We start from the raw sequence: 12,776 nt of genomic DNA, 5'->3' as shown, positions 1-12,776 counted from the left end.
TTGCCGACGCAACGGGCGAGTGAGATCGACCAACTGCTGCCGCATCAGTGGGTATCTGTCTGACTTACGCAACGTGAGTTGGGCAGACGCTTACGCACAAGCAAGCCTTCTTGGGCTTCAACGAAACCGGTATCGGCATTCATGGTCAGGTCTACCATATCGCTCAAGGCGATTCGGGTAAGCGCCTGACCCGCTACAGTCTGACGCTCGTTCCGCAGTTGGCCTATTTGGCACACCGCACCAACCATCGAATCTTTCAAAGCCTGACTGTCCCGCAAATCATCGCGCAGATTCTTGAAGAGCACGGCATTCAAGCCGATGCCTATCAATTCAATTTAGGGTCGCTGTACCCCGAAAGAGAATATTGCGTTCAGTACAACGAGACCGATCTGCACTACATACAGCGTCTGTGCTGGGAAGAAGGTATTCATTACCACTTTCAGCATTCGCAGCAGGGCCACCTATTGGCCTTTGGTGATGACCAAACAATGTTTCCCAAGCTTGATAGACCTACAGCCTACGTACAGGACAGTGGTCTGGCGGCTGACGAACCGGTGATTAAGCGCTTCAACTTACGCTTTGCCGCCCGCACGACACGAGCGACCCAGCGAGACTACGACTTCAATAAAGCGCGCATGACGCTTGAGGCGGAATATCGTCCTCACTTCGAAAAAGCTCAGCCAGACCTTGAAGACTACCAATACCCCGGTGCTTTCACTCAGCGCGAAAGAGGTAAGCATTTAAGCCAACGGGCGTTGGAAGGTCACCGTGCCGACTACCGTCAAGCGGAAGGCAAAAGCGACCAACCGACTTTGGTCACCGGGCATTTCTTGGAACTGTCCGACCATCCCCGGCAGGAGTGGAACGACCTGTGGTTGCTGACTTCGATTACCCACGAAGGCATACAGCCTCAGGTGCTGGAAGAAACGCTCCCTAGCGATACGACAGACAGAAAGGACGATTTCCATCAGGGCTATCGCAACACCTTCAAGGCGACTCCGTGGGAAGTGATCTACCGCCCCCAAGAGCCCTACGAGAAACCGCGCATTCTTGGTAGCCAAACAGCGTTGGTAACCGGCCCTCCCGGTGAAGAAATCCACTGCGACACGTTAGGTCGGGTCAAGGTGCAGTTTCATTGGGATCGCGAGGGCAACAACGACGGTAAAAGTAGTTGCTGGCTGCGGGTGGCGTCCAGTTGGGCGGGCAACAGCCACGGCGCGGTGACGATTCCCCGAGTCGGAATGGAAGTGCTGGTCTCATTTCTGGAAGGTGATCCAGATTCACCGGTTATCAGCGGCTGTCTGAGCAATAGCGCGAATCCTGCGCCCTATGAACTGCCGACCCACAAAACCCGAACGGTATTTCGCAGTCGCAGCAGCAAAGACAGCACGGGTTTCAACGAACTGCATTTGGAAGATCGCAGCGGCCAGGAGCTGATTTACCTGCGCGCTCAACGAGACATGGAGCAGAAGGTAGAACACGACAGTCACTTGGAAGTCGGTAACGAACGCAGAGAGGTCATCAAGGGCAACAACGTCACCGTGCTGGAGGCGGAAGACCACCGCACCGTCACCGCAGACCGCAAAGTCCACCTCAAGGCCAATGACTTCTTGTTAGTGGGAAGCAGTAGCCATACCCGCGTGGGCCAAACACTCGTCGCTGAAGCGGGCCAAGAGGTTCACCTTAAATCCGGGGCGAATTTGATTCTTGATGCGGGTGCCAGCATCACCCTAAAGGCGGGTGGACATCATATTGTCATTGGCCCCGGCGGGATCCTCAGCAGCATCGATATCGTGGTGGGCGGTTCCCCGGCGAAAGGCACCGCTGCCAATCCAGCACTGCCGGGCGTTGCAAATGCACTCATTGCACCTCCAGAGCTTCCACCAATTGTTGCACCCTCACAAGGCGCATTAATGGCCCTATCTAAAGCGAGAGGTGCCGACTTCTGCCCGATTTGCGAGACCTGTATAAATGGCTTTTGTCCGACTGAAGGGGCCGCAGCATGACGAATCTTTCTCCCCTGCACTGGATGGCCGAGCAACGCCAACTTGGGCGCTCTCTATGCCTGATTTTGGACTCCGAAGGTGAACTGCCTTTACGTAAAACACTAATGGACAATCAAGCCACTAACCGATATTGCAACCTCTACAGCGGTACATTGGTAGCTGATTTGGCGAGCACAGGGCCTTTCATTTTCCTAGTAGATGGGCCGGAAGACAGGCGCCTAAATGAGCTATTGAAGGAGCCTGAACGGAACTGGGGTTGGCTCGCCAGTATTCCACGTAGTAACGGGCTGGAGGTGCTGGCGGATCATTGGCGTGACCGGATAATCGTTGGCACTCGCCCTCACCAAGCGCTCTACCGGTTTCAAGACAACCGGGTACTTGCGCGCGCGCTTGCATTCTTCGGCGCTGATGTCGTTCCTGAGTATTTGGGGCCGGTAAACAGCGTTTTCTATTGGCAGGGGGTTCAATGGAAAACGGCAAGCAATCCCAAACCGAACCGTTACCCAGTGCCCAACAACCCTGCGTGGCTGAATGTTCCATCTGAGAGCGATCAAGCGGCTTCGATTCGCGAGACGAATGCCCACCGGTATTTGTTGGCCTATCACTTGGATGCATATTTGGAAGTTGCAGAGCGACAAGAACCTGAAGAATGGCTGCGTAAACAGTTGATGTTGGTTGATGCGTGGGGGTGGGAGTCGCCCGAACAGTTGGAGTTTGTTTTGATTGAAAGTCTTAGGGTTACAATTGAAGAGCTTGAAAAGCGCTGGCAGGTGCAGCCGAATGAAAACCCTGAAGACCATTTTCAGCGGATTTACCATACGATGCAATTTTGGCAGGGGGAAGCGCCTCTGTGATCGGGATAAATGGAAGGATTCGACGACCGTACAATGAAAACCAAGTTGCAGACTAGATCAACCAAGTAACTCTATAGTTATCATCAGGAGGGGACAGATGCAACTTGCAGTAACTTTACTTTGTATTGGATTACTTACAATTTCTGGCTGCGCGAATAATGATCGAGAGAGTTTTATTTTTACGGCGGATCTACCCCCTGATTTTGCGTACCACGCGAAAGTTATGTACAAGCCCGCCGACGGTGAAACTTGTAGCGTTCGAATTGAGGATAAACCTTTTCTCGGCTTTAACAGAGAATGGAGGACAGAATACATACCAAAGTCTGTGATCCCTATTTATCGAACCGTAAACGGGTGTCGGTTGGCTGTTAATCGAATACAGCTACAAATAATAGGTTCTTATGGGGGCGACACAGGTGATATTGGTAGCGATTCAGCCGCTGTAATTATAAGCGACAAAGTTAATGAACAAGAGAAAGGAGTGTTTGAGCAAGGGGAAAGTTTGATTGAAGGAGAGTGTCAGTGGTTATTTCGCACTCAAGGGCCATTGCGCCGACTTTCTAAAGGGCCTCGCTGCAATGGCATTGATACGCACGGAATGTTAACCAAAGGGAAACCGTTTGGAGCCTACACCTTAGATCAATTACCAGGAAAAACGGTGAGACTCAGGATAAAGATAGCAGTTGATGAAAGACCGTCTATCAAAAACACATGGATCGAGTTTCACAACGGTTGGAAAAGATGTTTGGGTAAGGGCATGGACGACCAATATGGTTTTTGCCGGGAAAACAAAAAAGACTTTAGCGATTTTTTAATGCCTGATGGGCGTACATGTTCTATTTATCCCGGATGTACTGAATAAGGAGTGCGTAGTGAGCAATTTGGATGCTGATTTAAAACACCCACTAAATAAGCGCGTACTTACATGCCCTGTACAGGGTAGCAAGACAAGTTTTCAACTGGTGGACGAGCTTGGTGAGGGACTAGCTTACGCAGGGCTCGCTTACGAAATCGTTGATGCCGAGGGCCATATTTATACAGGGACTCTTGATGGTTCGGGATCGGGAGAGATTGATCACTTTGCAGGGCCACTGGCGTTAAGCTTTAAAGAACCTTGTCATAGTGGTGATGATTTCTACGAATATTTGAAAGCTCGTGACTACTATCCGCTTCCTATCACAGAACTTCAGGTTCGGGCTGAGAAAACACGATATTTTAACAAAAATGGTTCGCGCACAAGCAGTAACCCTGCGCAAGCTTGTGCGGACGCATATTTTCAAGTGGAAGTACGTAACTTGGTCGAACATTGCGCCCATTTACCACCCACGATTGAGTGTAATTATCCTCCTAAGGAAAGTCCTAAAAAATTAATGCGAGGAAATGGCAAGCGCGGTGTTTGCTTACTCCCTAAAAAACATAATGTCTTGGAGGTACGCCCTTTACGCGCTTTGAGTCCAATCTTTTCTACGGACTCTAAATTCTGTGCACTCAACTTATATCAGCTCGCCATTATGGCTACGCTGAGCTATAACCAGTTTGGTCAAAGGCCACGTCGTCGCCCGCTTGACAAGAATTTTGTCAGCTATCCCAAAACGCCAAGTATGGGGAATTGGTTTGGTGATGCATTGGCAAAGTTTGATGAGGTATGGAAAGTTGACTCTGGGCAGCTCAATGCCCATTATCCTTTGTACGAAGAAGTTTCTTATTCCAAGCGCTTCGAAATTGTACCTTTTGATCCTGAACTTTATCCGCTAAATCATTCCTCTTTAAATGAAGAGCAAGAAACCCCGGAAAGCATTCACTTTCTAGATGACCGAGGGCATGAAATTGACACTGATACACAGGCATTTATAACCCATAGCAAGGAGGTCATTTTGATTTCCGTTCGGGGGACTAATGAAATTATCGCGGATGGGCTCCGAGATGCTGATGCCTTACAGGTTGATTTTAAGGAAGGGCCGGGGAAAGTTCATCGGGGATTCTACGGTGCAGCGGAGAAAGTCTACCAATTTACTCTTAACTATCTAGAAAAGTTTTATATTGGTCAAAAGTTACTAATATGTGGTCATAGTTTGGGTGGTGCAATCACGCTGCTTCTTTCCGAAATGTTACGATGCAGACCGGGTTATAACTACGATATCGTACTGTACACCTACGGCGCTCCAAGGGCTGCCGACGCGACTTTTATTAAAAGTGCGTCGGACTTGGTGCATTATCGAATGGTCAATCACAACGATCCTGTGCCGAGCGTACCGGGGACTTGGATGAACACGAAGCACAAGGTTTATGGAGCGGGTGCGGTATTAACTTTTTTGAACGTTCCTGCGGGTATCTCGATATTTGCTGCGGGCATCACTAACCTCAGTAGCGATCCTTATCAGCATCACGGAAAGTTACGACATTTCTTTCCGGTTGAGCTGGGAAGAAAGGAAAAATCATCAATTCTCTGGGAGCCGGGTTGCGATACGATAACTCAACACGCGGCCTGCGAATTGGCAGTAAAGCAAGTAGATGGCCTGCCTAACCGCCCCGGCCTGCTCAGCCAAGCATTTCATGCTGGCAATCATTCTATGGTCGGTGGCTATATACCTGCTTGCTGGGCAGCTTTAAGGCGTTGGCAGGACTCGCTTAAACACAAGCGTTCGTTGGTAACCGAGCGCGAGTTCGAGTTCATTGATACCGCCCTTAGCCGCATTACCGAACAGCTACGCAATCGGCGCAGAGACCTCAATAGTCGTGGCGACAAATATCGAGAGACTCATGGGCCAGCGGTAGAGGCATTCAGCCAAGAAATCGACAAAGTACAGCAGACCCGCGACCGGTTAGCGATCCTGCGCAGAGAAAGAATTACCGACGCGAACGTCTACGGCTCCTTTGCCCAGCATGCCGAATTGGATGAGCATTTGGCTCGCTGGACGGCCCACCCTGAGAACCGAATTGACGAACAGCTAGCCATGGCACCTGCCGCAGCGGAAAGCGACCACGAAGTGTTTGCTTCGATATTGGGTCGCCCAATAGGGACACCGCACACGCTTGATATTGATTCCTTCATCTAGCGGTAGAAGGCAGCGCCAGCTGCTTGAATAGCTATATCGAGCTGGTTTCGATTTTCTCCTAATCTGCTCGGGAAATTTATTGCTTTAACCCGCCATGTGATAATCCCCATTTGGCGGGTTCTTTTTCCGGTGCAGTTCAAAAGCACTCAGATCCGCACGCGCTCCATTCAGTGCTTGCGCGGGTGGCCGCCCACCAATGGGACTAACCGGGAAGAAACGAGACTAATCGGTAATTTTCAGGGATTAGAGCTGAGCACCCAGCCGGTATGGCTCAGCAAAGGAAAGCCTCAAAACTCTATGAGTTCCTTTTTGAGTACCTTTTTGATTGTTACGCGAACCCGACACCAATTCGCTTAAGGCTTCAAGCACTCATATTTGGTTCTTGGTGCCGCACCATACAAAACGAAGCCCCTGCAGAAATGCAGGGGCTTTGTTGTTTCTGGCGTTTGAATATAAAAAGCGCTACGGCTGAGTGATCATGACTTTGACCCTTAGGTTATGAGCGCTCACCCTATCTAAAAGATCTTTGCTATGGATCGGCAACACACAAGACCGCCTGACTTCATCAGCGCAAAAGGCCTCCCCATAGAGCAAAGCCAACAATCTGCAGACATGCCATTCAGCACCTTGTCAGCAATTGAGATATCGAACTCCCCCACCGACAAAATTCAAATAAGCGAGCGCTGAAGGTCCGTCACAAGTTGATACGCGAAGTTGATTTTGACGCAGAGTTTTGCGCATAAACTCGCCCCTGACAACATGGAACAGGGAGTCAACTGATGTCCACATGCAAAAAAGCCTTGGAAATCCGCGAAGCATTTGAGGAGGCCGGAAACGCGCTCTCGTTATTCATCGATCTGTGCACATCTGACATTCAACTCACCCAACGCAGCATACTGGCCTTGTCGGCTTATGGCAGAACCTGCATGAACACCTTTGAGGACGCCGAACGCTGGTTGCGCAGTCAAGACAAGGCACGAGCCAACGTCCTCCCTGAACAGACCCAAGCAGGGAAATAAGGGACAGACCACGTTTTGAGCTGAGACTGTGGTCTGACTCTATTTTTCCCCACCTATTTTGATCGTGTCACCACGGTGCTTAGGTCGGCGAAAACGCTTTGAGAAACCCCGGCCTTCCTTTGCTCTTCAGTGGCCGCCGAGAGCGGCTGCAGCGTTACGCGCGGGGCCTTTCCAGCCTTCATCTGACGTACAGATTCCATCACGTCCGTCTGAAATCGCTCTAGCTCATTTGCCATGCCTGTTCTTCGCCTTCAGCTATTTTCTCCAACGCTCGCTTGCTGAACTTATGCAGCTTGAACCGAAAGCGAAATCCGCCTTCCAAGTTGCTGCAACGCACGCTCAACATTCTCGATTTTGGAGTGATGCAGAAAATCTACCAAGCGATCGACCTGGGGCCGTTGTACGCCGAGACGACGTGCCAACTCGGCCTTGCTTAAACCTGACTCCAAAAGCGTATTCCACAGAGCAACCTTTGCTGCAGTCAGCGCAGGCAGACGCAATACGACGCCACTTGCCTGTTCTCCTGCCTGCCCGGTCGGAATCAACCGGCGATCATCAACGTATATCGAGAGCGCCGTCTCGATTGCATCAATGGCGGTGTCCAACGCTTGCTCGAGGGTGTCGCCAACGGCGTGCATCTCAGGAATTTCTGCGCAGGACAACCAGACACTGTCCGGCTCTTCGTGAACTTCCAACGCATATTCGAACATCACGATTCCTCTCATGGGGTACAGCTGAGCCTCAATCCTTGAGGCCCAGCTGTTTGATTATCGATTTTCTCAACCCTTCGCCCATTTCCTTGGCTCCATGGTCGGGAAACACAGTTGATTTGCCATTCAAGGAAACCTTGAAGTGACTGCCCTTGCCGGTTTGAAACTCAACGCCTTGGGCTTTCAACCATCGCCGAAACTCGCTGTACTTCATGTGCATCACTCGCCGTTTCGGTAAAGCGAATGTGCAACATATTTGCTGCATTCGCAACATAAGTGTTGCACCACACAGAGATGGCAACGGCCACCACCTGGCCACGATTGCGCATCCGTCATCCGCAAGCTACCGTCAAACCCGTCGCTGCCAATTCAGCGATCGGGCCTGAGAACCCGCGTAAGATACAGGCGCACCAGCGCCCAAAATCACGATTGCCGGCGCTTTTTTGTGTCTGCACTCACGTGTAATGGCGGCTGTGCGTGGGAGACTTTCGGGTCTGCCGGGTTCCTGTATCTCCGGTTTCTCAGCCTGCGCATAGCTGCCACCCTTTCGCCTGAGAACGAAAAATGGCGGCTCTCATTTGATACAGGGAGTTCACAAATGAATGCCATCGATCCATCCGTAATCCGCCGCGCTGCCACACCGGTTACCTCACTCCACGCCTTACGTACGGCAGGTGAAGCGATATGACCGACTACCTCGATTTGAAAACCCCAGGCCTTACGCACTTTTCCTTCCAGGCCAATCAAGCGCTGTTCCGCACCAATCGTGGTGTTCCAGTGATGGCCGCCCTCTCGCACGCCTCACACTTGCTTCACATTTCCAAGTTACTGACTGCAGATTCCACAGTTTCTCGCGATCCTGACCTTCACGCTTACGCCTCGCAGTATCTGCAGGAGTTAAGCAAGGCGCTGATCGACGATGTGGTGAAAGTACTGGATGCGCCAACAGCAAGCCATTGACGTAAACCGCCAATAAAAAGCCCTCGCGGTACTGCGAGGGCTTTTTGCGCTTCAAACCTGACTGATCTCAAACACATACGAAATCCTGCGCTGACTCGCACTCCACACATAACGCAGATGTTTGCCCTGCTTCGGAATCGACACCGCTGGCGGCCGGAACGCAGCGACACATTCGTGGCCCGGCAAACGCACGCTGTTGTAGAGCATTCCCCACGATTCTGACTCGCGCAGTTGTCGGGCAAACGCCTGTGACGGGCCATAGGCTTCCGGATCGGGTTGATGCAAATGTGCAAAACCATCACGAACATCATGCAGCGGCTTAACCACACGATTGACGTAAGTACGCATGGTCAACTCAAGATCCGCTTCGTGGGTGGCCGCGAGGAAGCGTTCTTGGTGATAGCAGGTTTCGGCGATGGCCGCGGCCTGGCTGCTGGCAGCGTAGTAGACGCCGAAGGTGCCATCGGTGAAGCGACTGCTTTTGCCGATGTGGGTGAACGCCGCCATCACCGGGGTTGAACCGGGGCCGGAGAGCCGGTCTTCGGGACGCACGCGGGCGAGGACGCCGGCCTGTTCGATCAGGCGATCGTTGGTCAGTGCTTCCAGCGCATAGGCGATTTCCAGGTCTTCGGGGTCGAGCACGTCTTCGAACAACGCAATCGGCGGGAAGCTGCTGTTGACGATCCGGTAGGCCTTCGGCCATTGCGGCTCGGCCAGCGGCGGGGCCTTCAACCGCGCACCCCGTCGAGGTAGCGGCGTACGTCGGCGATGTCGACCACCCTCCCCGCCAGCATGTAATCCAGCGCGGTCCGGCCATTGAATGGCGCAGCCGTGTTGGGGCTGCTGACCCACGTATAAGCGCGCTCGCGGCTGTTGCTGAAGATGATGCTCAAGGCCTTGTGAATGCCCATCAGATACGAGATGCGCTCCAGCGTGTCGTGCGGCAGGCGAATGTTCGGCTGCAGGTGTTTGTACTTGTAGAACGTGGTGTTGCCGACGCCGCCCAGCAAAGTGCGCTGCTGTCCGGCGTTGCAACCCCAGCGCTCCATGAGATTGAAGAAAAACTTCAGCGCGACGCGCCCGGCTTCGGGGACGTCGAGTTGTTCACGCGGGGTGAGGGCTGGGGATGAGGTAGGCATGATTGTCCTTCTAAGCGGGTCCGCAAGATGAGCGTAGTACACATATGAATTTTTTACATGAAATTATTCGCATACGAATAAACGCCTAAGAATTTCCAAGTTGACACGTTAATGTTCCGTGGCAGAGGATCTGCCTCAAGAGCGCGAAACCGACTGCCATCAGGTGGCGATAGTCGGCGTTAGGAACCCCGTTGATGACCTGAAGATCAGCGCTCGGGTGAGACCTCTACCCTTGTTCAAGGGAGCAAAAAGCCGACAGCAATGTCGGTTTTTTATTGCCTGGTTTATTTGAGCATTTCGCTTGCCTGGTCGAAGTGCTGGCGAACTTTGCCTATGTGCATTCACATGCGGACGCTCTTCAGCGCCCCGTGAATGGCGGCTCTAGAGTCGCAACAAACTGGTGAAGACGAAATTGGAAAGCATCCCTGATGCTAAGGGCACTCGCGCTCAAAGCTGAAAAATATGCGCATATCTCGCCGGGGAAATTACAGGAGCCATAAGCCGTTTCTCCTCGAAAAACCCTCCCTGCGCACCAAAACCACGCACTTTTCTTGACCCCAATCACCCCCACGTCATCAAAAATCCCGATCCTGTGTCAGCTTCCAGCCATCGGCGGGGACATCAATTCGCTACTAAACCCGCGACAACTATGCTCAGGTGCTGGAATATAGCCGGCATATGACGCCGGATCGGCCGTCTCGTAAACAACAATACCCAGCCCACTTCAGAGGGCATTACCCATGGATAGCAGAACCTTACGCAACCTCATGCGCATCGTGCAGACCGGCTCGTTGTCGGCCGCAGCCGAGCATTCGTGCCTGACTGTGCAGGCCCTGGCCGCGCAGTTGAACAAGGTCGAAGAGCAGTTCGGTTTCCGCTTGTTTCGACGTTCCAACAAAGGGCTGACGCTGACGCCGCAAGGCACGGAGCTGACGCCCTACATGGACAAAGTGCTGATTGCCACGCGACAGATGGAAGAAAAGGTCGAGGCGCTCAAGGTGCCGGGCCAGCGCACATTGAAGGTTGCGTTGAACAACACGTTGTCGTCTGACTTCAACCGGCGAATGATCGGACGCCTGATCGAGGTGTTTCCCGATTACCAGATGGAATTCAGCTACGCCGAGTCGATGGAGAACCTCAGCAAGCTGAAGAACGAAGACTTTGACCTCGCGGTGCTGATCGGCCCGCAGCGGCCGGGTCTGCCGAGTATCGTCCTGCCGGATGTGCAGGTGCAGGTGGTCGGCGCCCATTGCGGGCAGGAAAACGATCCACTGACGTTGCTAGGCAACAAGTTTCAGGTGCGTCCTGCGGAAGATTGTCCGTATTCCCACAGCTTCCTGCGTTTTCTCGACGCCGGACTGGGCAATCACGAGAACGGTCAACGCATGGTCTATTCCTGCAGCGAGACCCTGACGCTGTCGTTGATCACGCAGATGGACGCAGTGGGCATGGTTTCTCGTGAGGCCGCGCAAAAGAACGGCCTGACGATTTTCCCCGGATTCGAGGATTTCCTCGAAGTGCGTCTGGCGGTGAACAACCCGAATCTGTCGGGCCAAGCCCTGAACGACGTGGTCGACCTGCCGCTACATGATCGAGCCGAGCGCAATGTACGCAGCCGTCCCAACCGCCACACTGAGAAAGAGGTTTTTGCTGAAATACGCACATAACAACGTCGGAATGGCTGCATAAAATTCCGGGCGATCGAGCTGTAGGTGCTGATCCTTGATCAACAAGGGTGTCAGGCTGATCGCAGCGACGATCGCCACCGGCAGGTACTCCAGCGCTCGCGCAATGAACGGCGGCCAGTGTTCGGTGTTGACTTGCAGCGGCAGCGCGCGTGGCAGGAAGGTCACGGCCATCATCAGCGCGACCACCAGAATCAGGAACGTTTGGTCAGGCATACACCCACTCCGCAGCCCACAAACGTGGCGATGAAAACGTTGAACGGCGAAGTGCCGACCAGGCTCAGCGCGCCCATGCAGACGACGGCAGCCGCGGCGGCGATGAGTTTGTTGCGGGTGTTGCACAGCGACACCAGCACGTAGAGCATCATCGCAGTCAGTGCGTAGTCGAGCTGATATTTGATCAGGTGCGACGCATATTGCGCGCAGACAGCGCCCAACAATCCGCCCAGCACCCAAGAGGTGTGGCAGAACAGGTTGAAGCCGATCAGGTAACGAATGTTGACCGGCGCGCCGGTGCCCAGCTTGACGCTATGGAACGCAAAGGACTCGTCGGTCAGACCACCGGCGTAAGCCCAGCGCTCCATGCGGCTGAGCCCCAATGCGCGCAAGGCCTTGGCCATGTACACCGACATCAGCATGTGCCGCGCATTGATCAGGAAGGTGGTCAGCACGATGGTGGTCAGCGAAGCGCCGCTGGAGATCAGCGCCAGTGCGGCGAATTGCGAAGCGCCGGCGTAGACGAACAAGCACATCGCCACCGGCAGCCACATCGGCAGCCCGGCGTTGACCGCCATCAGCCCGAACACGAACGACACCGTGAAGTAACCGGCCACCACCGGGCTGGCTTCGGCAAACGTGCGCGATGGCTGATGAGCAGCCATCAGCGGCGCACTGCCGGACGTTTCATTCATAGATCCCTCTCAAATGTCCGCTCGCCGTGGGGTTCGCAAAAACCCTGGGCAGTCCAGAATCGCTTGCCCGCGAGGTTAGCATCGTCGACGAACAGAAACATCCGTAATACACCGACCCGTTTCATGTCGGATGACGCCGCTTCCACCAACCGCTGGCCGACGCCCTGACTGCGATAGCGTGGGCTGACCGCCAAGTGGTTGATGGTGCCGCGACTACCGAGCATGCCGCCGAGCACCGCACCGACGATTTCGCCTTCGACGTCGAAGGCCAGATAGGCCGTGGTGGTCTTCTGGATCAATACACCGCGCAGGCATTTGGCGTCCTGCCATTCGCAGAACGACACTTCGTCGAACTGCCGGAAGAAGCGCTCCATGCGCTGCGCGTCCTTGGCGGTGGCGCGTCGCAGCACCACCGGCGTCGAGCACTCGACGCCAT

General features: G+C 53.5%; 14 protein-coding genes. 7 read left to right on the top strand and 7 right to left on the bottom strand.

Annotation, left to right across the window (positions count from 1 at the left end; translation table 11 throughout):
* The first annotated feature begins 110 nt into the window (after positions 1–110).
* The 5 genes from HDC30_RS20335 to HDC30_RS20315 all read left to right on the top strand — a co-directional run bounded on the left by HDC30_RS20335 (position 111) and on the right by HDC30_RS20315 (position 6,935).
* Positions 111–2,006: a type VI secretion system tip protein VgrG gene (locus HDC30_RS20335; protein ID WP_260319946.1), complete on the top strand. Its 1,896-nt coding sequence runs from the start codon at positions 111–113 to the stop codon at positions 2,004–2,006.
* Complete coding sequence (locus tag HDC30_RS20330) at positions 2,003–2,860, top strand: DUF4123 domain-containing protein (protein ID WP_183784608.1); 858 nt, start codon at positions 2,003–2,005, stop codon at positions 2,858–2,860. Before HDC30_RS20335 ends, HDC30_RS20330 begins: the two co-directional genes overlap by 4 nt.
* Positions 2,861–2,957: 97 nt before the next feature.
* Positions 2,958–3,722 (top strand): hypothetical protein, encoded by a 765-nt coding sequence (locus HDC30_RS20325; RefSeq protein ID WP_183784606.1) that lies wholly within the window; start codon positions 2,958–2,960, stop codon positions 3,720–3,722.
* 10 nt (positions 3,723–3,732) lie between these two features.
* Positions 3,733–5,916, top strand: a complete 2,184-nt coding sequence (locus HDC30_RS20320) for a lipase family protein (RefSeq protein WP_183784604.1) — start codon at positions 3,733–3,735, stop codon at positions 5,914–5,916.
* A gap of 779 nt (positions 5,917–6,695) precedes the next feature.
* On the top strand, positions 6,696–6,935 hold the full coding sequence (locus HDC30_RS20315) for a hypothetical protein (RefSeq protein WP_027611240.1): 240 nt from the start codon (positions 6,696–6,698) through the stop codon (positions 6,933–6,935).
* A gap of 284 nt (positions 6,936–7,219) precedes the next feature.
* Here HDC30_RS20315 and HDC30_RS20310 read toward each other — a convergent pair whose 3' ends face one another.
* On the bottom strand, positions 7,220–7,645 hold the full coding sequence (locus tag HDC30_RS20310; protein WP_096796733.1) for a type II toxin-antitoxin system HicB family antitoxin: 426 nt from the start codon (positions 7,643–7,645) through the stop codon (positions 7,220–7,222).
* A 31-nt stretch (positions 7,646–7,676) separates the two neighbouring features.
* A complete protein-coding gene (locus tag HDC30_RS20305) occupies positions 7,677–7,859 on the bottom strand; it encodes a type II toxin-antitoxin system HicA family toxin (protein ID WP_041071532.1) in 183 nt (60 codons plus the stop codon).
* A 470-nt stretch (positions 7,860–8,329) separates the two neighbouring features.
* On the opposite strand from HDC30_RS20305, the gene HDC30_RS20300 reads away from it, so the two are divergent.
* On the top strand, positions 8,330–8,605 hold the full coding sequence (locus HDC30_RS20300; protein WP_115985254.1) for a DUF3077 domain-containing protein: 276 nt from the start codon (positions 8,330–8,332) through the stop codon (positions 8,603–8,605).
* A 51-nt stretch (positions 8,606–8,656) separates the two neighbouring features.
* On the opposite strand, the gene HDC30_RS20295 is transcribed toward HDC30_RS20300, so the two are convergent.
* A complete protein-coding gene (locus HDC30_RS20295) occupies positions 8,657–9,337 on the bottom strand; it encodes an RES family NAD+ phosphorylase (protein WP_183784601.1) in 681 nt (226 codons plus the stop codon).
* On the bottom strand, positions 9,334–9,744 hold the full coding sequence (locus HDC30_RS20290; RefSeq protein ID WP_183784599.1) for an MbcA/ParS/Xre antitoxin family protein: 411 nt from the start codon (positions 9,742–9,744) through the stop codon (positions 9,334–9,336). Before HDC30_RS20290 ends, HDC30_RS20295 begins: the two co-directional genes overlap by 4 nt.
* Before the next feature lie 740 nt (positions 9,745–10,484).
* On the opposite strand from HDC30_RS20290, the gene HDC30_RS20285 reads away from it, so the two are divergent.
* The gene (locus HDC30_RS20285; protein ID WP_095137942.1) at positions 10,485–11,411 is read left to right on the top strand and encodes a LysR family transcriptional regulator; all 927 of its coding nucleotides are present in this window, start codon (positions 10,485–10,487) and stop codon (positions 11,409–11,411) included.
* Here the strand turns inward: HDC30_RS20285 and HDC30_RS20280 are convergent.
* The 3 genes from HDC30_RS20280 to HDC30_RS20270 are packed head-to-tail and all read right to left on the bottom strand — an operon-like array spanning position 11,328 to position 12,714.
* Positions 11,328–11,645 carry an AzlD domain-containing protein gene (locus HDC30_RS20280; protein ID WP_183784597.1) on the bottom strand — a complete coding sequence of 106 codons (318 nt, stop codon included), beginning with the start codon at positions 11,643–11,645 and terminating at the stop codon, positions 11,328–11,330. The two genes, HDC30_RS20285 and HDC30_RS20280, sit on opposite strands and share 84 nt — an antisense overlap.
* Positions 11,624–12,340, bottom strand: a complete 717-nt coding sequence (locus HDC30_RS20275; protein WP_027611235.1) for an AzlC family ABC transporter permease — start codon at positions 12,338–12,340, stop codon at positions 11,624–11,626. The genes HDC30_RS20280 and HDC30_RS20275 overlap by 22 nt, the downstream gene beginning before the upstream one ends.
* Positions 12,337–12,714 carry a GNAT family N-acetyltransferase gene (locus HDC30_RS20270; RefSeq protein ID WP_003220700.1) on the bottom strand — a complete coding sequence of 126 codons (378 nt, stop codon included), beginning with the start codon at positions 12,712–12,714 and terminating at the stop codon, positions 12,337–12,339. Before HDC30_RS20270 ends, HDC30_RS20275 begins: the two co-directional genes overlap by 4 nt.
* Positions 12,715–12,776: the final 62 nt, after the last annotated feature.

This window comes from Pseudomonas sp. JAI115 (assembly GCF_014200835.1).
Classification (GTDB): Bacteria; Pseudomonadota; Gammaproteobacteria; order Pseudomonadales; family Pseudomonadaceae; genus Aquipseudomonas; species Aquipseudomonas putida_A.
The sequence above is the reverse complement of the archived record's forward strand: the minus strand, read 5'-3'. Positions and strand labels throughout refer to the sequence as shown.